The following is a 19235-nucleotide window of genomic DNA, read 5'->3' as shown; positions in this document are numbered from 1 at the left end:
GGCGTCTGATCAGGGGCGCAGCTCCTGCGTGCAGCACTTCACGCTGCCGCCGCCCTTGAGCAGTTCACCCAGATCGATGCCGATCGGTTCGAAACCGCGGTCCCGCAGCGGTTCGTACAGCCCCACCGCCGCCTGCGGCAGCAGCACATGGCGGCCGTCGCTCACCGCGTTCAGGCCCAGCGCCGCCGCATCGTCCGGTCCCGCGATCAGTGCGTCGGGGAAGAGCCGGGCGAGGACCGCGCGGCTGCCGGGGGAGAAGGCGTCGGGGTAGTACATGACCTCGTCCGCCTCGTCGTCGAGTACGGACAGGGCCGTGTCCAGGTGGTAGTAGCGCGGGTCCACCAGGTCGAGGCCGATCACCGGTCGGCCGAAGAACTCCTGCGCCTCGTCGTGCGAGAGCGGGCTGGAGCGGAAGCCCCGGCCGGCCAGGAGGTAGGAGGAGGTGACGGCGAAGTCGCCCTCGCCCTCGTTGATGTGGGACGGGGAGTGGATCTCCGTGTAGCCGTGGCTGCGGAACCACTCCGCGTGCTCCTCCGCCTCCTCCGTCCGCTCGGGGTAGGCGAACCGGGCGCCGAGCACCCGTCCGTCGACCACCGTCGCGCCGTTGGCCGCGAAGACCATGTCGGGCAGGTCGGGGCGGGGGGTGAGCAGTTCCACGGTGTGGCCGAGTGCGCGGTAGCGGTCGCGCAGGTCTTCCCACTGGGCGATGGCGAGCGGTAGCTCGACCGGCTTCGCGGGGTCCATCCACGGGTTGATGGAGTACGTCACCCTGAAGTGCTCGGGTGCGCACATCAGATAGCGCCGGGGTCTGGCGTCACGAGGCAATGAGGGCTCCTCACGGCGGACATTGGCCGTACTGGATGCGTACGGCCGACTGCTGCCCATGGTCCGCCGTGAGGGGCTCCTGCGCGTGATCCGATCGGGTGGTTCATTGCCCCGGTCCAGGAGGAATCGACTCCCGCTCCGGTGATGCGGAGCGTTCGTTCACGATTCCGTACGGTCCTCCTTCAGCCTGCGGAGGAGTTCCCGCTTCTGTGCCATCGGGTCCAGCGGGCCGCCCTTGCCCGTACCGCTCTTTCCGCCGCCCCGGAGGGCCTTGCGGGAGAGGTGGTTGCGGGCGCCGCCGACGCCGAGCATGTTTCCTGCTCCACCACGGGTCATCTGTGGTTCTCCCCTCGTAGAAACCTTGAAGCGAGACGGTGCGTCTCGCGACGAACTCTACTATGAGACGAGACGTAGCGTCTTGTCAAGACGATACGTCTCGCCTCATCCGGTGCTAGATTCGCCGCATGGCAGAGACCAAGACCCCCGACTCCTCGCGCCGCAGCGAACGCTCCCGCCGCGCGATCCTCGAAGCGGCCCTCGCGCTCGTCGGTGAGGTCGGCTACAACAAGCTCACGATCGAGGCCATCGCCGCCCGGGCCGGCGTCGGCAAGCAGACGATCTACCGCTGGTGGCCCTCGAAGGCCGCCGTACTCCTCGACGCGTCGATCGCGCTCTCCGGCGACGCCCAGGAGGGCGAGCGGTACGAGTGGTCGGGCTTCCCCGACACCGGGGACATCGCGGCCGACCTGAAGTTTGTGCTGCGTCTCACGGTCGACCAGTTCAACGACGTGAAGTACGAGGCACCCGCCCGCGCCCTCACCGCCGCCGGAGCCATGGACCCCGAGCTCGGCGCGAAGTTCACCCAGCAGCTGCTCGAGCCCGCTCTCGTTCTGTACGAGACCCGGCTGCGCGCCGCTCAGGAAGCGGGCCAGGTCGACCCGGACATCGATGTACGCGTCGCCGTCGAGATGATCGTCGGGCCGCTCACCCACCGCTGGCTGCAGCGGACGAATCCCCTCACACACGAATTTGCGGACACCTGCATCGACCAGGTCCTGCGTGGCATCTCACCCCGCTGAGCCCCTGCCGATCCACCCGGGATCCGGACTGTGGTCATCCGAGCTTCAGGATGGTGGCAGCATGGGGAGGGTCCGCCGGGACGACGGTGAGGTGAGGGGATAGATGGGCGACGGGATCGGCCGCTACCGCGGCTCGGAGAGCAGGATGCCCCAGTGGCTGCGCCGACGTCCGAAACCTGACGCCGCGGCCGACGCCGGACTGGCCCGCGAGAAGCTGATGCTCGCCGCCGCAGCGGCGGGACTGCCGCTCTCCCCGGCCGCGCACCCCGTCGGCTACCGATGTTCCTGCGACCGCGTGGGCTGCCCCACTCCGGCCCGCCACCCGGTCTCCTTCGCCTGGCAGACGCAGTCCACGACGGACCGCTCCCAGGTCGAGCGCTGGGTACGCAACCAGCCCGAGGCCAACTTCATCACCGCCACCGGCATGGTCCACGACGTCCTCGACGTCCCCCTCGACGCCGGTCACAGCGCCCTCTCGCGCCTCCTCGCCGCAGGCATCGACGTCGGCCCCGTAGCCGAGTCCGGCGGCGACCGCCTCCTCTTCTTCACCGCGACGCGCGGTACCCCCGAGGACGAGGACGAGTGGTGGCCCTGCGAGCTGGACTGCCACCCCGAGACGATGGACGAGCACCCGGGTCTGCGCTGGCACTGCCGCGGCAGTTACGTACTGCTGCCGCCCGCGCGTCTCCCCGGTGAGCTCGGCGTCGAATGGCTGCGCGGGCTCGAACACCCGCTGCCCGACCCGCTGACCCTGCTCGAAGTCCTCACCGACGCCTGTGCGCAGTACGCGAACACCGGCGCCGAGGGCTACGACGCCCACGCGGTGGCCTGGCCGCTCGGCGGCCGCTGAGCGGGCTGCCGCTAGGAGGCCTTGCCCGAGGTCAGTCCCTGGAGCCTGCCCAGTATGGCCACCTTCTGGTCGCCCGCACCCTTCGCCGGCACCAGGGCGACCTCGTTGGACATCCGCTCCTTGGTGAGCTTGTTCGTCAGCTTGCCCGTCGTCAGCGCCTTCACGTCCGCCGTGAACGGCAGCCGCACGTTCGGGCCCGCGGTCTGCTGCTCGAAGTGCTTCGACGCGAAGAAGACCAGCCCCGAACCGTCCTTCGTCCGCAGCCCGAGCGGCTGGAAGGCGCCGTCCGTCATCGCCTGGTCGACGTACTGCGTCACTATGCCCGGCACATTCGCGTTCTGCTTGCGCGTGGCACGCCACTCCGAGGTGTGCGTGCCCGCCACGAAGTCCGCGGGCTTCCCGTCGCGCAGGTACGACGTGTAGTTCCCCGACAGATCCTTCGGAGCCACCGCCAGCGCCGCGTCGGCCGGCGCCAGGGGCTCCGCCCAGCCGTCCTTGTCCGTCTTGAAGACGGGCACCTGGGACGGCGCGAGGATCGACAGATAGGCGACCTTCCACGGCTGCTTCAGACCGTCCTGCACGAAGACGAGCAGCCAGCGCGTGTCCGTCTTCCCGCCGTCGGTGTCCCGGTTGGAGTCGGTGTCCGCGACGAAGTACCGCGGCCACCCCGCCTTCTTCGGGATCGCGAACTTGGCGTCGTCGAGCTTCAGTTCCTGGTGGTCCTTGTTCCCGCCGGGGTCGGTGATGTGCCGCGACTTCAGCCCGGCCTGGTTGATCGCCCCGAGCGCACCGGTGACCCGGCCCTGGTCCAGAGCCGGGTCGAAGGCCTTGTCGGCCTTGTTGTACGCGGTGAGGAAGTCCTGCAGCGCCTGCGCGGCCTCAGCCTTCGTCGCCGACGGTACGACTTCCAGCTCGCCGTGCACCGTCATGCACCCGCTCGCCGTCAGCGACACCAGTGCCGTCGTTGTGATCCCCGCCGCCAGCCGACTCAGCCTGCTCATGTGCTGCCTTCTGCCCCTTCGTTCCCACCGACTTCGCGAACCCTACCGGGGCGAAGAACACGAAGAGTGTGGGGATCAGATACAGCGCCCACACCGTGACCTGAAGCACGGTCGGATCCGGCTGGAAGTTGAAGACGCCCTTGAGCAGGGTGCCGTACCAACTGTCCGGCGGAATCTGCGCGCTGATGTCGAACGCGAGGCTCTGCAGACCCGGAATGAAGTCGGCCTCCTGCAGGTCGTGGACGCCGTACGCGAGCACGCCCGCGGCCACGACGACCAGCATGGCGCCGGTCCAGGTGAAGAACTTCGCCAGGTTGATACGGACCGCGCCCCGGTAGAACAGCCAGCCCAGGACCACCGACGTGGCGATGCCGAGCAGTGCCCCGATCAGCGGCTGCGAGGTGCCGGTCTGCGAGGTGTGCACCGATGCCCAGATGAACAGCGCCGTCTCCAGGCCCTCACGGCCCACCGAGAGGAACGCCGTGACGACGAGCGCGCCCGTGCCCATCTGCAGCGCCGCGTCCAGCTTGCCCTGCAGCTCGGCCTTCAGGTGCCGCGCGGTGCGCCGCATCCAGAAGACCATCCACGTCACCAGGCCCACCGCGATGATCGACAGCGAACCGCCGAGCGCTTCCTGCGCCTTGAATGTCAGCTCCTGCGAGCCGTATTCGAGCGCGAAGCCGAAACCGAACGCGAGCGCGACGGCGGCCCCGATGCCGATCCAGACCGGGCGCAGCGCGTCGCGCCGGCCCGTCTTCACCAGGTAGGCGATCAGGATGCAGACGATCAGCGAGGCTTCGAGGCCCTCGCGCAGACCGGTCAGATAGTTGCCGAACACGTCGGTTCCTTCCTCTTGAACTGGACCGGATACCGGATTACGAGAACAGCGCCCGGCCCCACCAGTCGCCCTTGTCGCGGACGCCCGGCGGGACGGCGAAGAGCGCCGAACCCACGTGCTGGATGTACTCGTTGAGCGCGTCGTGGCGCGCCAGGGACCGCTGCAGCGGAATGAACCCCTTGCGGACGTCGCGCTGGTACGCGAGGAAGAACAGCCCCGCGTCCAGGCGGCCGAGTCCGTCCGTACCGTCGGTGAAGGAGTAGCCGCGGCGCAGGATCTTGATGCCGTGGTTGGAGTCCGGGTGCGCGAGGCGTACGTGCGCGGTCGGCTTCATCGCCTTCAGGAACGGCTCGTCGCGCTCCTTGGCCTTGCCGACCGGTGCGCCCTCGCCCTTGTCGCGGCCGAAGACGTCCTCCTGCTCCTGGAGCGAGGTGCGGTCCCAGGTCTCGATGTGCATCCGGATGCGCCGGGCCATCAGGTACGAGCCGCCCGTCATCCAGGTGGAGCCGTCCTTCGCACCGTCCTTCTCGCCGACCCAGACGTGCTCGGCGAGGGCGGCGGCGTCGGTCCCGGCGATGTTCCGGGTGCCGTCCTTGAAGCCCATCATGTTGCGCGGGGTCTGGGCGTCGGGCGTCGTCGACGACGTCTTGCCGAAGCCCAGCTGCGACCAGCGGATGCCCGTCTTGCCCATGCCGATACGGGCGAGATTGCGGATGGCGTGCACGGCGACCTGCGGGTCGTCTGCGCAGGCCTGGACGCACAGGTCGCCGCCCGAGCGGGAGGCGTCGAGGTTGTCCCCGGGGAACTTCTCGATGTCGACGAGCGCGTCGGGCCGCTTGCCCTCGAGCCCGAAGCGGTCCTTGGCGAAGAGCGAGGCGCCGAAGCCGATGGTGAGGGTGAGGCGCGACGGCTTGAGGCCCAGCGCCTCACCGGTGTCGTCCGGCGGGGCCTCGGCGAGACCGCCGTACGCGCCCTCTCCGACCGGACGCCCGGCCGTCATCAGGGCGGCCGCGGCGGTCCAGTCCTTGAGGAGCTGGATGAGCTCGGAGCGGTCCGTGGTCGTCACGTCGAACGCGGCGAAGTGCAGCCGGTCCTGGACCGCGGTGGCTATCCCGGCCTGGTGCGCGCCGTGGAAGGGCACGGCGGCACCGCTGTCGGCGACGGGCACGGCATCGTTGCCCGTACGGACGGCCGCGACCGTGCCACCGGCTGCGACGGCGCCGAGCGCCAGGCCCGCGCCGCCCCAGCCGATGAGTGAACGCCGGGAAGGCGCAGTGGAGTTGGGGGCCGTGGTCTCTTCGCTCATATCCAGTTCTCTCCTGCTCTCGTGCCTGGTCCCGCTACTTGACGACGGCCGCGGCGAGCTTGGACAGGGGCTCCGCGAGCGCGTTGACCGCGTCCGAGAGCTCCTTGCGCTGCCCCTTGGTGACCTTGTCGTAACTGACGAAGTCGTAGGAGGTCTTGTCCGAGCGGTACTTGTCGAGCACGGTGGCGATCGCCGCGAACTGGGTGTCCAGCTCCTTGGTGAGCGCCGCGTCGTTCTTGGAGGCGACCGGCTTCAGCAGCTCGTACGCCTGCTGGGCGCCCTCGACGTTGGCCTTGAAGTCCGAGAGGTCGGTGTGGCTGTAGCGGTCCTCCTCACCGGTGACCTTGCCGGTGGCGACCTCGTCGAGCAGCTCCTTGGCGCCGTTGGCCATGGACGTCGCGGTGATCTCGGCGGTGCCCACGCGCTTCTGCCAGTCGGCCAGATCGGTGTCGAGCTGGGTGGCGAGGGTCTTCTCGGTGGCGCCGATCTTCTTGTCCTGCCAGAGCGCCTTCTCCAGGCGGTGCCAGCCGGTCCACTTCTGGCCGGGCTCCAGGCCGTCGGCGCGTACGTCCGTCTTGGGGTCGATGTCCCCGAAGGACTCGGCGACCGGCTCGGTGCGCTCCCAGCCCAGACGCGAGGGGGCGAACGCCTTCTTGGCCGCCTCCAGGTCACCGTTGCGGACCGCGTCGGTGAAGACCTTCACCTTGGGGATCGTCGCGTCGGCCTGCTCCTGCGCGTACTTGCGGTACGCGGCGACCGCGGTGTCCAGCTTCGGGTTCCGCTTGGCCGTCGCGCCGCCACCGGTGACGGTGATCTTCTGGCGGATGCCGTCGCCCTTCATGCCCGGCTTGCACGCGATCTCGTAGCTGCCGGCCTTCACCTCGGCGGTGACGGTCTGCTTGAGGCCGGGGCCGATGTTCTCGCGCTCGGCGACGATGCGGTCGTCGGGGAAGAGGAGGTAGACCTCGGTGACCTTGGAGCCCTTGTTCTCGACCGCCAACTGCACGTGCCCGGCGGGGAGTTCGGTCTTGGAGACCTTGCAGGCGGTGTCGGTCGCGGTCACCTGCACGGCGCCGTCGCTGCCGGCCTTGGCATCGCTCTTCTCGGCGCAACCGGTGACGGCGGTCAGGGCGGCCACGGCGGTGGCGGCGGTGACGACGGAGAGGCGGACGGGTCGCATACGGGCTCCACGCTTGGGTGAATGGGTCGTGAATGGTCGAGTGAGGCGGACCTAACTTAACCGAGGCTTACCTCACCGATACCCACCGGGACAGTGATTCAGCTCTCACTCTCGTACCGCGATCACGGGTCTGTCACAGCTGACTCATTGGAAGGTCAAGTAGTGGTCAAGCGGCGGCGGGGGACGATGAGCGGAACGCCGGATTCGGGGTGTGGGAACACGTCGACGGGCTGCCGGTAGACACGGCTGAGGAGCTCCTCGGTGAAGACCTCGCGCGGGGGGCCCGCGACGGCGATCCGGCCGGCTTCGAGTACGGCGACGCGGTCGGCGTAGGCGGCGGCGAGACCCAGGTCATGGAGGACGACGACGACGGCGTCCCCGGCGGCGGCCCGCTCCCGGCAGATGCGCATCACGAGCTCCTGGTGGCGGAGGTCGAGGGCGGCGGTGGGCTCGTCGAGCAGCAACAGGGGGGCGCGCTGGGCGAGTACGCGGGCGAGGGCGACCCGGGCGCGCTCGCCGCCCGAGAGGGCGGAGAAGGGGCGGGAGGCGAATGTCTCCACCTCCGTCGCGGCCATGGCTTCCGCCACGGCGTCGTCGTCCTCGTCCTCGCGGTCGGTGCCGGCCCAGGGGGCGCGGCCCATCCGTACGACGTCTTCGACGGGGAAGGGGAAGGAGAGGGCGGCGTCCTGGGGGAGGACGGCGCGGCGGAGGGCGAGGTCGGGGGCGGGCCAGGTGGTGACGTTCTGGCCGTGCACGCGGACTTCGCCGGTGGTGGGGGTGAGGTCGCCGGCGATTGCTGCCAACAGGGTTGATTTTCCTGCGCCGTTGGGGCCTACGAGGGTGAGGAGTTCGCCGGCGCGGACGGTGAGGTGTACGTCGGCGAGGACGTTCCGGCTGCCGAGCCGGAGGTGGAGGGCTTTGGCTTCGGCGAGGGGGGTGCCGGGTGGGGAGGGGGTGGGGAGGGTGCGGGTCCGGCCGCTGAGGAGGGTTTTGATCACGTGACTCTGCCTTCGGTGTGGGGTGGTTGATGGGTGGGCCAGGGGCGGGATCGGGGAAAGCCCCTACGCCCAGCCCCCTTGCCGCTGCCGCGTCCTCCGCAGAAGCCAGAAGAAGAACGGGCTCCCGAACAACGCAGTCAGCACCCCCAACGGCAACTCCGCCGGCGCAGCCACAGTCCGTGCCGCAAGATCCCCCGCAACCAGCACCACCGCCCCACCCAACGCACTCGCTGGCACCAGAAACCGATGCCCCGGCCCGTTCGCCATCCGTAGCAGGTGCGGCACCAGCAGCCCCACGAACGTGATGATCCCCGCCACCGCAACCGCCGCCGCGGTCAGCAGCGCGACCACCAGCACCAGCACCACCCGCAGCCGCTCCACATCCACCCCCAGGTGCCGCGCAGGCCGCTCGCCCAGCGCCAGCAGGTCCAGCTTCCGCGCGAAGAAGGGCGCAACTCCCAGCCCCACCACCGCACATGGCAGCACCGCCAGCACCTTCGGCCACGTCGCCTGCGCCAGCGACCCCAGCTGCCAGAACGTGATCTGGCTGATCTGCGCGTTGTCCGCGAAGAAGATGAAGAGCCCGATCAGCGCCCCCGCGAACGCGTTGACCGCGATCCCGGTGAGGATCAGCGTCACCACCTCCGTCCGGCCCCCCGACCGCGACAGCACATAAACAACCAGCACCGTCACCAGCCCGGCCACGAACGCGCACGCCGTAATCGTCCAGTTCCCGAAGAAGTTCAGCCCCAGCGCGATCGCCCCGACCGCCCCGACCGCCGCCCCGGACGAGATCCCGATGACCCCGGGCTCCGCGAGCGGGTTGCCGAACACCCCCTGCATCAGCGCCCCCGCACACCCCAGCGATCCCCCCACCAGCAGCGCGAGCACCACCCGCGGCAGCCGTACGTTCCACAGGACGCTCTCGCCGACGCGGTCCAACTCCCCACCGCCCAGACCGATCCGGTGCAGTACGGACCCGACGACATCCCCCAGCGGAATGTCGTACGCCCCGACCCCGGCCGACACCAGACAGAGCACGACCAGCGCACCCAGCAGTCCGGCGGTCAGCAGATACGCGGGGGAGCGCCGCCGGGTCGGCGGCAGCGCGGGGGCCTCCTTCGGGGCGGCCTCCTGAACGGGCGCCTCCGGAGCCGCCGTCACTTCTTCTCCCCGTACAACTGCTCCACGAGCGACTTCAGCACCTCATCGGTACGCGGCCCGTAATTCAGCAGCACCCCGTCGTCGATCGACACGACCCGCCGGTCCATCCCCGCGGGCGTCTCCGCGACGCCCGGGATCTTCACCAGTCCGTCGATCCCGCCCACCGACTCAAGTCCCTTGCTCATCACCAGAATTGCGTCCGGAGCGGCCTTGGCGAGCGCCTCGCTCGTGATCGCCGTGAAGTCCTTCTCCAGGCCCGACGCCTTGCCCGCGTCGACCGCCCCTGCGGCCTCAAGCAGCGACGCCGCCCCCGAGTCCCGCCCGCCCAGCAGATAGACCGAAGCCGACCCGCGCAGATACAGGAAGGCCACCCGCGGCTGCTTCCCGCCCTTCCCGTCCTTCTCCGCCGGGACCGACTTCCGCACCGCCGCGATCCGCTCGTCCGTACGCGCCTTCAGCGCATCCCCCGAAGCCTTCACGCCGAGCGCCGCCGCCACCGTGTCGATCCGCCGGTCCACGTCGCCGAGCCCCTTCGCGGGGGAGACCACCACGAGCGGGATGCCCGCGTCGCGTATCTGGTCGATCGCCTCGGCAGGGCCGGTCGTCGTGTCCGCCAGGACCAGCGTCGGCTTCAGCGAGAGCACGCTCTCCGCGGAGACGTCGTGCGCGCGGGTCACCACCGGCAGGCTCTTCGCCTGCTCGAAGGTGGCGGTGATGTCGCGGGCGACGACGTTCTTGCCGAGGCCGAGGGTGAACACGATCTCGCTGAGGCTGCCGGTCAGCGGCACGATCCGGTCGGTCGACGCGACCGAGACCCGATGCCCGTCGGCCGACTGCACGGTGGCCGGGAGCGTGGGCTTCACCGTGGCGGCCAGCGGCTCGATGCGGTCGGCCGTCGCGGCCTTCGCCGCGGGTGCGGCGGCCGTGGAGCCGCCCGTCCCGCTGCCGCAGCCGGTGGCCACGAGGGCAAGGGCGAGTGCGGAGAGAAGTGCACCCGCGAGCCGTGGTGTGCGCACGAAGGGCACCGTCCTGTCGCTCTGTTGAGGTTCCTGGGCCCGGAGGGGTTCCGGACCAGGTCGGGGATAGCTTAGGTTAGCCTTACCTTCGCTAGCTACCCCCGGGAGGGATTCGATGCTGCCGTCTCGATCGGCACGCGCGTTCGCCGTCGCGCTCTTCGCGGTGATGCTGGGAGCCCTGCTCCCGGCCGGCGCCGCCCATGCGGCGGACCGCACGGTGCAGGGCGGCAGGCTCGACTGGGGGATCAAATCCTCCTTCCAGACCTACGTCACCGGGCCGATAGCCAATGGCCGTTACGCGCTGACGGGCGGGGCCGGAACGATCGGCAGCAGCCAGTTCCGCTTCCCGTCGGCCACCGGTTCGTACGACCCGGGCAGCGGCTCCTTCCGCTCCTCCTTCGTCGGAGGCGTCCACTTCACCGGCCACAAGAAGTCGGACGGCTCCTACGAGCTCGACCTCACCATCAGCCGCCCGACCGTCCGGATCTCCGGCGGCAGCGGCACGCTCTTCGCCGACATGACGAGCAAGGCCAAGGGGACGGGCAAGGTCACCACGGCCTACCAGGTCCCGCTCGCCGCGCTCGCCGTGTCCGGGATCAACATGAAGGGCGGCACCACCCCGATCGCCCTCAACAACATCCCGGCGACGCTCACTTCGCAGGGCGCCAAGGCCTTCGCCGGTTACTACACGGCCGGTACGGTACTCGACCCGGTGAGCCTCTCCGTGGACACGAAGGGCCCGGCCACCAAGAAGCCGACGCCGACGCCCACCCCCAAGGCCACGGCTTCCTCAACAGCGGGCGCGATCCAGAACGCCGCCGTCGACTGGGGCGTGCGCCGCACGTTCCGCGAGTACGTCACCGGGTCCATCGCCCAGGGGAAGTGGACCCTGGCCGACGGGGCGCAGGACGGCGGGGCGCTGTTCCGCTTCCCGCAGGGCAAGGGGACGTACGACCAGAAGAAGCAGACCCTGGCCGCAGACTTCACCGGCTCCGTCCGCTTCACGGGCGCACACCTCGACGTCACGCTGTCGAAGATCACCATCGCGGTGAAGGGCGGCACGGGAACGCTCTCCTCGTCCGGTACCCCGCTGATCACCTTCGCGGCCGGTGAACTGGCTCCGAAGAACGGCCTGTTGACCGTCACCGAGGCGCCGACGAAGCTCACCGCCGACGGCGCGAAGCTCTTCGGGTCCATGTACAAGGCGGGCACGGACATGGATCCGCTCTCGCTCGCCGTGGCCCTCGACAAGACGGCCCAGCTGCCCGCCCTCCCGGACCTGGGCAGCGATCCGACCCCCACACCCGAGGCGAAGACGAAGGCGAAGACGGTGGCCGCGGCCACGGTCGCCGACTCCTCGTCCTCCACCACTACGTACCTCGCGATCGGCGCCGGCGCGCTGGCCCTGGCCGCAGCCGTCGCCGGAATCCTCGTGGCGCGCAAGCGCCGCACCGTTCAGCAGAACTGACACCCACCCCCCCGTCATGACACTTCCTAGGAGACCCCTGACCATGTCCGCCCACCGCAGCCGCCGCCGTCCCATAGCCCTCGCGGCAGCCGTCGCCACCGCGACCGCCCTGGGAGCCACCGCCCTCGTGATCACCCCGGCGGCCGCGGCGCCCGCCCCGCTGAAGGACTACAAGCTGACGTGGGGCATCAAGGAGTCCTACCGCACGTATGTGACGGGGATCGCCGCGGGCAAGGTCACCGTCGCGGACGGCGCCGAACAGGCCGCGAACAACGGGGCGTTCACGTTCACGGCCGGTGAGGGCACGTACGACACGGACACCCACGCCGTCGCCCTCGCCTTCAAGGGCAGCGTGCAGTTCACCTCCACCGCGCACGGCTTCGACGTCAAGCTCTCCGACTTCAAGTTCAACAGCGGCACCTCCACCGTCACGGCGGACGTCACGAAGAGCGGCAAGACCGAGGACGACGTCCCGTTCGCCTCCGTCACGGTCGACCGCGCGATGACCAACATGACCACCAAGCTGACCGCGGAGGCGGACACGGCCCTCGGTGGCGGCGGCCGCTACACCGGCGCGGCGGGCGACCCGCTCACGGTCACCGCGCCCGCCCCGGAGACGACGCCGTCCCCGACCCCGTCGGTCACGCCGCCGGCCCCCAGCAAGACCCCGACGACCAAGCCCTCGGCGACCGCCTCCGCGACGCCGACCACCGCCCCCGGCACGGTGGTGGACGGCAAGCTGTCCTGGGGCGTCAAGGAGTCCTTCCGTACGTACATCCTCAGCGGCGGCGAGATCAAGCTCGCCTCCGGCGTGAAGAAGAACGCGAACGGCTTCGACTTCCCGCTCGCCAAGGCCACGGCCGACTCGGCGAAGAAGACGGTCAACGCGTCCTTCGGCGGCAGTGTCCAGTTCGTCTACAAGGCCCACGGCCTCGACATCAAGCTCTCGGACGTACGGATCGCGGCCAACGGCACCAAGGGCACGCTGAGCGCGGACGTCACGACCCCCAAGGGCACCAACCAGGACGTGAAGTTCGCGTCGCTCGACCTCTCCAAGGCGAGCTACACGGCGGTCAAGGACGTCATCCAGCTGAAGAACGTCCCGGCGAAGTTCACGGCGGCGGGCGCGGCCCAGTTCGCCAACGACACCACGGGCTCGATCTACAAGGCGGGCGACGCCATCGACCCGGTCACGGTGGCCCTGACCCTCTCGGAGGACGCGACGCTCCCGCAGGGCGGCACCACGGCCACGGCCACGCCGACCACGGGCTCCTCGACCACCGGCGGCGCAGGCACGGTCGGCGGCTCGGGCGAGCTGGCCGAGACGGGCGCGGAGACCCCGGCAGGCGCACTGCTGGGCGCGGCGGGCGCGATCGCGGCGGCAGGCGCGGGCGTGGTCCTGGCGACACGCCGCCGCCGTACGAACGCCTGATCAACTCCCGTACGCAGCAGGGCCGCACCGCGCGCAATGCGGTGCGGCCCCGCCGTGTGTTCTTGGTGCGCCCGCGCGGCCGCCTTGCGCGGTGGCTCGCCCGTGACGTGACCTGTTGGGCGCGCCTAGCCTGGGCCCGTGAAGAGGTCCGAACTGATCCGCGGCGAGCTGCTTCTGGAGGTCGCCGGGCGGCCCGGCCCGCCCCCGCTCCACTGGCAGTCGGCGGGCGACGGGCGGCTCCTGTTGCGGCAGGGCGGGCGTCCCGTGCTGGCCGCTCGGGTGCCCGCCGGGCACGGTGACACCGCGATCCGCCGCCATTCCGGCTTCCGGTCGCCGTTCCCTCCCGTGCGCGCCGCCGCGATGCGCGGCGGCGCCAACTGGCTTCACCAGTACGCCCGTTGGCTCGACTCCTCCGCGCACGGGCCGCTCCACGACGGCCGCTGGACCCTCGCCCGCCGCAGCTTTCCGCCGTACGTCTGGACCGCCGACCTCGTCGAGGAGTGGCCCACCGCGCACTTCGACGACGCCGACGGCTGGAACGGCGTCCTCCCCCTGCGCCCGCTCCCACCCCTCGACGCGCCCCGCGTGAAGGCGTACCGCAAAGCCGCCCGCGACGGGACACTCGCGCCCGTCCTCCTCTGGTGGGCCGAGTTCCTCGACGGCTGGCTGCTGCTCGACGGCCACGACCGGGCCGCCGCCGCCCTCGCCGAGGGGGCCGAGCCGCCCTGCCTGGTGCTGGCCCGCGCGACGGGCGCGGCGCGCCTGGCCGCCGATCTCGGAGCGATGACCGCGTACCACGAGCAGCTCACCGAGCGTCTCGCGGCCGCGGGGGAATCCCACCAACTCGACGCCGTCGTACGGGGATTCGGGCGGGCCGCCGCGGCGATGCCCGGCGACCCCGGACCCACCCGGACCTGGCCCCTGCCGGGCGGCCCCGAGGCCTGGGAGGCGCTGATGCTTGAATGCCCCGGTGAATGAGATCGACGTACTGAGCGTCTTCTGCGCACCCGACGGCAGCCACGGCAACCGGCTCGGCGTCGTACGCGAAGGAAGCGACCACCCGGACCCGGCCTCGCGCCAGGCCCTCGCCGCCCGCCTCGGCTTCAGCGAGACCGTCTTCGTCGACGATCCGGAGCGCGGGCGCCTCGACATCTACACGCCCAGCGGGCGGCTGCCCTTCGCCGGGTATCCGGTCGTGGGCGCCGCCTGGCTGCTCGACATCGAGGTGCTGGAGCTGGAGGTGGGGGACGTGTTCGCCCGCCAGGACGGCGAGTTCAGCTGGATCACCGCCCGCCCCGAATGGGCCCCGCCCCGCACGCTCACGCGCTACGCGTCTGCCGCCGAGGTCGACGCCCTGCCGACCCCGCCGCCCGGCGAGGGCTGGCTCTACGCCTGGGCCTGGGAGGACGAGGCGGCGGGCCGCGTACGGGCCCGGGGATTTCCCCGGCGCGGCGACGGCATCGACGAGGACGAGGCGACCGGCGCCGCGGCCCTGCTCCTCACCGCCGCACTGGGCCGCGCCCTCAACATCACGCAGGGGCGCGGCTCCCAGCTGCTGACCGCGCCCGCCCCCGACGGAACCATCGAGCTCGGCGGGCGCGTGACGTTCGCCCCTACGCGCTGAGCGGGAACTCCCCGCCCAGCTCCCGGAAGACCTCCGTGTTGAGCGCGAACGCCTGCTTGCACTCGTCGACGATCCGCTGCTTCTCCAGGTCGTCCGCGTTCACCGCGTCGAGCAGCTCGCGGTAACCCCGCTTGAAAGCGGCCGGGTTGGAGATCTGCTCGAAGACGTAGAAGCGGACGCCGTCGCCCTTCCGCTCGAAGCCCCAGGTCTTCTCCGCCTTGTCGCGGATGATCTGGCCGCCGGAGAGGTCGCCGAGGTAGCGGGTGTAGTGGTGCGCCACGTACCCGGCGGGCCAGGTCACCGCGCACTCGCGCACCCGGGCCGCGTACGCCGCGGTCGCCGGCAGCGCGGTGACCTTCTCGCGCCAGTCAGCGCCCAGCAGGTGCGCCAGGTCGCGCTCCAGCTCGGCGGTGCGCATCAGTTCGGGCTGGATGAAGGGGCCCGCGACCGGGTCGGAGGCGAGCGCCTGCGCGCCCTCCTCCAGCGCCTCGTACACGAACCACAGCTGCTCGGTGTAGCGCGCGTACGCGTCCACACCGAGCCGCCCGCCCAGCATGTCGCTCATGAAGCTCGTGCTCTCCGCCTCGGTGTGCTGCTCGTGCGACGCGGTGCGGATGAGGGTCGAGAAGGCGTCCAAGGCAGGTCTCCATAGCCGAAGGGGACGGGTGGTGCACCCAGTTTGTATGCTTAGGCTTACCTAAGTCAATGGGTTCCCGACGTCCTGTCGGTAAGAACGTACCCCGCCATGGCGTCAGGGCAACGTGAGAATGTCCGCCCCCGTCTCGGTCACCACCAGCGTGTGCTCGAACTGCGCCGTCCGCTTGCGGTCCTTGGTGACCACGGTCCAGCCGTCGTCCCACATCTCGTACTCGTGCGTGCCGAGCGTCAGCATCGGCTCGATCGTGAAGGTCATGCCGGGCTTGATGGTCTCGGTCGCGTACGGGCTGTCGTAGTGCGGGATGATCAGGCCGGAGTGGAAGGACGTCGAGATCCCGTGCCCGGTGAAGTCCCGTACGACGCCGTAGCCGAAGCGCTTGGCGTACGACTCGATGACCCGCCCGATGATGTTGATCTGGCGGCCCGGCTTGACCGCCTTGATGGCGCGGACGAGCGACTCGCGCGTCCGCTCGACCAGGAGTTTCGACTCCTCGTCGACGTCGCCGCAGAAGTAGGTGGCGTTGTTGTCGCCGTGCACCCCGTTGAGGTACGCCGTGACGTCGAGGTTCACGATGTCGCCGTCCTGGAGGACGGTCGAGTCGGGAATCCCGTGACAGATGACCTCGTTGACCGAGGTGCACAGCGACTTCTGGAATCCGCGGTAGCCGAGCGTCGACGGATAGGCGCCGTGGTCGCACATGAACTCATGTGCCACCCGGTCGAGTTCGTCGGTCGTGACACCGGGCGCGATGTGCGCGGCCGCGGCCTCCATCGCCTGTGCGGCGATACGGCCCGCGATGCGCATCCGCTCGATGGTGTCGGCATCCTGGACTTCCGGACCGGTGTACGGCGTCGGCGCGGGTTTGCCCACGTACTCGGGACGCCGGATGTTTCCGGGTACGGAACGGGTGGGAGAGAGCTCCCCTGGTACAAGCAGTGACTGGCCAGACATGGCAGCGAGTGTATGAGAGAGGAGCCGACCATGGCTTTGTTCAAGAAGCGCACGGCCGGGAAGCCCGGCGAGTGGTACTACTGCCTCGTCCACAAGCGGGTCGAGGAGGGCCCGGACTGCCCGGCCAAGGACCGCTTCGGCCCGTACGCCACCCGCGAGGAGGCGAACCACGCGATGGAGACGGCGCAGGAACGCAACCTGGAGTGGGAGACCGACCCCAAGTGGCACGACAAGAGCCAGGCCCCCGACGAGGACGCCTGACCCCCTGACCTGCTAAGCCGCGGCTGCGGTGGCCAGGGCCTCCTCCTTCTGGGCCCGCCGCCGCAGCGCGTCCTCGTCCGTGTCCGCGTCGTACGACATCAGCTTCGGCAGTACGGCGGCCAGCACCCCCACCGCCACCACGCACGCCGCCCCGCCGCTCCACACCGAGGCCCGCGCCCCGCTCCAGCCCGCGACCGTACCCGCCCTGAGCTGGCCGAGCTGGGGGCCGCAGCTGTACGAGAGGACCTCGATCCCCGCGAGGCGGCCGCGGAGCTCCTCGGGGATGGTCTGGTTCCAGATCGTCGAGCGGCCGAGCCCGCTGAGCATGTCCCCGGCCCCCGCCAGCATCAGACAGAACAGCAGCAGCCAGACGTTCCCCGACCAGCCGGCGGCCGTCATCGCCAGGCCCCACAGGCCCGCGCCGAACACCACGAGCCGCCCGTGCCGGCGCACCTTCGACGCCCAGCCACTGGTCAGGCTCGTCAGGACGGAGCCCAGCGGGATCGCCGCGTACATCAGGCCCAGCGCCCACCGCGCGTCCAAGTCCTCCGCGAGGAACGGGAAGATCGCGAGCGGGAAGGCGAAGAACATCGCGGCCAGGTCGATCGCGTACGTGCCGAGCAGCACCGGCTTGCTCCACGCGTAGCGCGCCCCGTCCGCGATCCCGCGCAGCGACGGCTTCTCGGCGTCGTGCGCGGCGGGTGCGGGTGCGAGCCGCAGGCACATCAGGACCGAGACGGCGAAGCCGGTCACGGTGACCGTGTATGCCACCGAAGGACCCGCGTAGGTGACCACCAAGCCCGCCACCGCAGGACCCGCGATGGCCCCGATCTGCCAGCGCAGTGCGTTCAGCGCGGCCGCGGCGGTCAGCTGGTCGTGCGGCACGATCCGCGCCATCAGCGAGTCCAGGGCCGGGCGCTGGAGCCCGGCCAGGGCGGCGACGCCGGCCGCGACGACGTACAGCGGCCAGAGGAGAGGGTGGGGGAGCAGCGCGTTGAGCAGCAGGATCGCGGCCAGGATCCCCAGGCCCGCCTCCGTGCCCAGGATCATCTTCCGGCGGTCCACTGAGTCGGCGAGCGCGCCCCCGTAGAGACCGAAGACGATCAGCGGGATCAGCTCGACCGCGCCCATCGCGCCCACGGCGGCGGGGGAGTCGGTGAGGTGGGCGATCTGCAGCGGCAGCGCGACCATCGCCATGCTGGAGCCGAAATTCGTGATCAGCCCCTGCACCCAGAGCAGCCGGAAGTCGTGCGAGGACCGGAGCGGGGTGAGGTCGGGCAGTATCGCTGAAACCAGCCTTGCGAGGGCGACCCGGGTCGCCTTGCCGGCCTGGTTGTTCGGCCGGGGGTCCGGGGGTTGTCCCCCGGGAGAGCACAGTGATGCCACGAGGGGATATGCTCAGCGGAACCCCGTGCAGGACGCAAGTGCTTTACCAGCGGGCGGGCGGCGGCGCGGTCAGCTGGTCGGCGAGGCGCGACAGCCGGTCGCGGAAGGTCCGCTTCCCGCGCTGCACGGGGAGGCTGTTCTCCCCGGCGGCCGCGCTCACCAGATGCTGCACGGTGTCGAGGTCCACGTCCCCGCCCTCGGGCACGGTCAGCGTCTCGTGCGCGAGCCCGTGCACCTCCAGGTCCCCGCCGTCGAGCGAGAGCACGGTCGCCCCGGCCCGCCGCGCCCCGTGCACCCGCTCCAGGAGCCCGTCGCCGGGCCGCTCGGGCGCCACCACGAGCAACGTCTGCCCGCGCCCGGCCGCCTCGATCCGGCCGAGGCCCACCGACAGGTGCGCGGGCTCCCCGGCCTCCACCCGGTGGCGTACGAGCGTGGGCGCCAGCTCCGGCGTACCCGACCAGGCGGCCTCGTCGACGAGATGCGCGGCGAGATGCCACGGCTCGTACACCTCGGTGCCCACCAGCAGCAGCCCGCCCCCGTGCGGCACCACGGACGACCGCAGCGCGGCGGCGAACCGCCGGGTCGCCCTCGGCCACTCGGTCCCGTCCAGCACTTCCCGCAACAGCGCCACGCGCACGGCATCCATGGACCGGGATCCTGCCCTCAACGGCTGGGCAGCGAAGGCCTGTTGGGTCAGACTCACTCGAAGGGGCCACTCCCGTCCCGGCTCCCGGAGGAGTGCAGACGTGACCGACACCCTGTACGAGCACGCAGGCGGCGAGGAACCCCTCCACCGCCTGGAGGAGATCTTCTACACCAAGGTCCTCGCCGACCCCGTACTGCAACCGCTCTTTCCGGAGCGGCAGCCGCACCACGTGGACCATCTGACCTGGTTCACCGCGGAGTCCTTCGGCGGCCCCGAGCGCTTCACCGAGGAGCTCGGCTTCTCGTACCTCATCGACGTCCACCGCCATCTGAAGATCACCGACGCCCAGCGGGAGCGGTTCGCCGAGCTGTACGAGGAGGCCGTCGAGGAGTCGGGTCTGCCGAAGGACGAGGCGTTCCGCGCGGCGGTCCGCTCGCACATCGAGTTCGGGACGAGGGTCGCCCAGCAGAACTCCCACGCGGACACGGACGACGAACTCCACCCGTTGCGAGAGGTGCCCAAGTGGCAGTGGCCGTCCGGCGGCTAGGGTCG

The 19235-nt window shown here is 70.6% G+C and carries 21 protein-coding genes; 8 read left to right on the top strand and 13 right to left on the bottom strand.

Annotated features, from left to right (window positions below):
* Nucleotides 1-9: 9 nt before the first annotated feature.
* Entirely contained in the window at nt 10-885 is an 876-nt protein-coding gene (gene ddaH / locus OG707_RS09680) for a dimethylargininase (protein ID WP_443071302.1), read from the bottom strand.
* Nucleotides 886-984: 99 nt separating this feature from the next.
* Nucleotides 985-1161 (bottom strand): DUF6243 family protein, encoded by a 177-nt coding sequence (locus tag OG707_RS09675; protein ID WP_329116471.1) that lies wholly within the window; start codon nt 1159-1161, stop codon nt 985-987.
* A 128-nt stretch (nt 1162-1289) separates the two neighbouring features.
* On the opposite strand from OG707_RS09675, the gene OG707_RS09670 reads away from it, so the two are divergent.
* Nucleotides 1290-1904: a TetR/AcrR family transcriptional regulator gene (locus OG707_RS09670; RefSeq protein WP_329116469.1), complete on the top strand. Its 615-nt coding sequence runs from the start codon at nt 1290-1292 to the stop codon at nt 1902-1904.
* A 103-nt stretch (nt 1905-2007) separates the two neighbouring features.
* Nucleotides 2008-2754 carry a bifunctional DNA primase/polymerase gene (locus OG707_RS09665; RefSeq protein WP_329116467.1) on the top strand — a complete coding sequence of 249 codons (747 nt, stop codon included), beginning with the start codon at nt 2008-2010 and terminating at the stop codon, nt 2752-2754.
* An 11-nt stretch (nt 2755-2765) separates the two neighbouring features.
* On the opposite strand, the gene OG707_RS09660 is transcribed toward OG707_RS09665, so the two are convergent.
* From OG707_RS09660 to OG707_RS09630, 7 genes are all read right to left on the bottom strand, one after another.
* Nucleotides 2766-3746 (bottom strand): hypothetical protein, encoded by a 981-nt coding sequence (locus OG707_RS09660; RefSeq protein ID WP_329127694.1) that lies wholly within the window; start codon nt 3744-3746, stop codon nt 2766-2768.
* Nucleotides 3634-4593: an iron uptake transporter permease EfeU gene (gene efeU / locus OG707_RS09655; protein ID WP_329116466.1), complete on the bottom strand. Its 960-nt coding sequence runs from the start codon at nt 4591-4593 to the stop codon at nt 3634-3636. The genes OG707_RS09660 and efeU overlap by 113 nt, the downstream gene beginning before the upstream one ends.
* A 37-nt stretch (nt 4594-4630) precedes the next feature.
* On the bottom strand, nt 4631-5899 hold the full coding sequence (efeB, locus tag OG707_RS09650) for an iron uptake transporter deferrochelatase/peroxidase subunit (protein ID WP_329116463.1): 1269 nt from the start codon (nt 5897-5899) through the stop codon (nt 4631-4633).
* A gap of 34 nt (nt 5900-5933) precedes the next feature.
* A complete protein-coding gene (gene efeO, locus OG707_RS09645; RefSeq protein WP_329116461.1) occupies nt 5934-7079 on the bottom strand; it encodes an iron uptake system protein EfeO in 1146 nt (381 codons plus the stop codon).
* A gap of 155 nt (nt 7080-7234) precedes the next feature.
* Nucleotides 7235-8077 (bottom strand): heme ABC transporter ATP-binding protein, encoded by an 843-nt coding sequence (locus OG707_RS09640; protein WP_329116459.1) that lies wholly within the window; start codon nt 8075-8077, stop codon nt 7235-7237.
* 63 nt (nt 8078-8140) lie between these two features.
* On the bottom strand, nt 8141-9241 hold the full coding sequence (locus OG707_RS09635; RefSeq protein ID WP_329116457.1) for a FecCD family ABC transporter permease: 1101 nt from the start codon (nt 9239-9241) through the stop codon (nt 8141-8143).
* Nucleotides 9238-10257: a heme/hemin ABC transporter substrate-binding protein gene (locus OG707_RS09630; RefSeq protein WP_329116455.1), complete on the bottom strand. Its 1020-nt coding sequence runs from the start codon at nt 10255-10257 to the stop codon at nt 9238-9240. The genes OG707_RS09635 and OG707_RS09630 overlap by 4 nt, the downstream gene beginning before the upstream one ends.
* Nucleotides 10258-10372: 115 nt before the next feature.
* Here OG707_RS09630 and OG707_RS09625 point away from each other — a divergent pair, with 115 nt between their 5' ends.
* The 4 genes from OG707_RS09625 (at nt 10373) to OG707_RS09610 (ending at nt 14781) form a co-directional block, all read left to right on the top strand.
* A complete protein-coding gene (locus OG707_RS09625; RefSeq protein ID WP_329116453.1) occupies nt 10373-11725 on the top strand; it encodes an HtaA domain-containing protein in 1353 nt (450 codons plus the stop codon).
* 43 nt (nt 11726-11768) lie between these two features.
* Nucleotides 11769-13157: an HtaA domain-containing protein gene (locus tag OG707_RS09620; protein ID WP_329116452.1), complete on the top strand. Its 1389-nt coding sequence runs from the start codon at nt 11769-11771 to the stop codon at nt 13155-13157.
* Nucleotides 13158-13295: 138 nt separating this feature from the next.
* Nucleotides 13296-14135 (top strand): hypothetical protein, encoded by an 840-nt coding sequence (locus tag OG707_RS09615; RefSeq protein ID WP_329116450.1) that lies wholly within the window; start codon nt 13296-13298, stop codon nt 14133-14135.
* Nucleotides 14128-14781, top strand: a complete 654-nt coding sequence (locus OG707_RS09610; RefSeq protein WP_329116448.1) for a PhzF family phenazine biosynthesis protein — start codon at nt 14128-14130, stop codon at nt 14779-14781. The genes OG707_RS09615 and OG707_RS09610 overlap by 8 nt, the downstream gene beginning before the upstream one ends.
* Here OG707_RS09610 and OG707_RS09605 read toward each other — a convergent pair.
* Both OG707_RS09605 and map read right to left on the bottom strand, forming a co-directional pair.
* Entirely contained in the window at nt 14771-15418 is a 648-nt protein-coding gene (locus OG707_RS09605; protein ID WP_329116446.1) for a biliverdin-producing heme oxygenase, read from the bottom strand. The two genes, OG707_RS09610 and OG707_RS09605, sit on opposite strands and share 11 nt — an antisense overlap.
* 114 nt (nt 15419-15532) lie before the next feature.
* Complete coding sequence (gene map, locus OG707_RS09600) at nt 15533-16390, bottom strand: type I methionyl aminopeptidase (protein ID WP_329116444.1); 858 nt, start codon at nt 16388-16390, stop codon at nt 15533-15535.
* Nucleotides 16391-16420: 30 nt separating this feature from the next.
* Here map and OG707_RS09595 point away from each other — a divergent pair, with 30 nt between their 5' ends.
* A complete protein-coding gene (locus OG707_RS09595) occupies nt 16421-16651 on the top strand; it encodes a hypothetical protein (protein ID WP_329116442.1) in 231 nt (76 codons plus the stop codon).
* A gap of 12 nt (nt 16652-16663) precedes the next feature.
* Here OG707_RS09595 and OG707_RS09590 read toward each other — a convergent pair whose 3' ends face one another.
* Both OG707_RS09590 and OG707_RS09585 read right to left on the bottom strand, forming a co-directional pair.
* Nucleotides 16664-17947 carry an MFS transporter gene (locus tag OG707_RS09590; RefSeq protein ID WP_329127692.1) on the bottom strand — a complete coding sequence of 428 codons (1284 nt, stop codon included), beginning with the start codon at nt 17945-17947 and terminating at the stop codon, nt 16664-16666.
* 133 nt (nt 17948-18080) lie between these two features.
* Nucleotides 18081-18683: a hypothetical protein gene (locus tag OG707_RS09585; RefSeq protein WP_329116440.1), complete on the bottom strand. Its 603-nt coding sequence runs from the start codon at nt 18681-18683 to the stop codon at nt 18081-18083.
* 100 nt (nt 18684-18783) lie between these two features.
* Between OG707_RS09585 and OG707_RS09580 the strand changes: the two genes are divergently transcribed.
* On the top strand, nt 18784-19230 hold the full coding sequence (locus tag OG707_RS09580; protein WP_329116438.1) for a group II truncated hemoglobin: 447 nt from the start codon (nt 18784-18786) through the stop codon (nt 19228-19230).
* The last annotated feature ends 5 nt before the right edge of the window (nt 19231-19235 follow it).

The organism is Streptomyces sp. NBC_01465 (assembly GCF_036227325.1).
Lineage (GTDB): Bacteria > Actinomycetota > Actinomycetes > Streptomycetales > Streptomycetaceae > Streptomyces.
This window is presented reverse-complemented; position numbering and strand designations above follow the sequence as displayed.

What these genes read in the sequence shown, in the direction of transcription:
- ddaH (WP_443071302.1), bottom strand. Translation starts at nt 885, where the DNA reads ATGGGCAGCAGTCGGCCGTACGCATCCAGTACGGCCAATGTCCGCCGT.
- OG707_RS09675 (WP_329116471.1), bottom strand. Translation starts at nt 1,161, where the DNA reads ATGACCCGTGGTGGAGCAGGAAACATGCTCGGCGTCGGCGGCGCCCGC.
- OG707_RS09670 (WP_329116469.1), top strand. Translation starts at nt 1,290, where the DNA reads ATGGCAGAGACCAAGACCCCCGACTCCTCGCGCCGCAGCGAACGCTCC.
- OG707_RS09665 (WP_329116467.1), top strand. Translation starts at nt 2,008, where the DNA reads ATGGGCGACGGGATCGGCCGCTACCGCGGCTCGGAGAGCAGGATGCCC.
- efeB (WP_329116463.1), bottom strand. Translation starts at nt 5,899, where the DNA reads ATGAGCGAAGAGACCACGGCCCCCAACTCCACTGCGCCTTCCCGGCGT.
- efeO (WP_329116461.1), bottom strand. Translation starts at nt 7,079, where the DNA reads ATGCGACCCGTCCGCCTCTCCGTCGTCACCGCCGCCACCGCCGTGGCC.
- OG707_RS09625 (WP_329116453.1), top strand. Translation starts at nt 10,373, where the DNA reads ATGCTGCCGTCTCGATCGGCACGCGCGTTCGCCGTCGCGCTCTTCGCG.
- OG707_RS09620 (WP_329116452.1), top strand. Translation starts at nt 11,769, where the DNA reads ATGTCCGCCCACCGCAGCCGCCGCCGTCCCATAGCCCTCGCGGCAGCC.
- map (WP_329116444.1), bottom strand. Translation starts at nt 16,390, where the DNA reads ATGTCTGGCCAGTCACTGCTTGTACCAGGGGAGCTCTCTCCCACCCGT.
- OG707_RS09595 (WP_329116442.1), top strand. Translation starts at nt 16,421, where the DNA reads ATGGCTTTGTTCAAGAAGCGCACGGCCGGGAAGCCCGGCGAGTGGTAC.
- OG707_RS09585 (WP_329116440.1), bottom strand. Translation starts at nt 18,683, where the DNA reads ATGGATGCCGTGCGCGTGGCGCTGTTGCGGGAAGTGCTGGACGGGACC.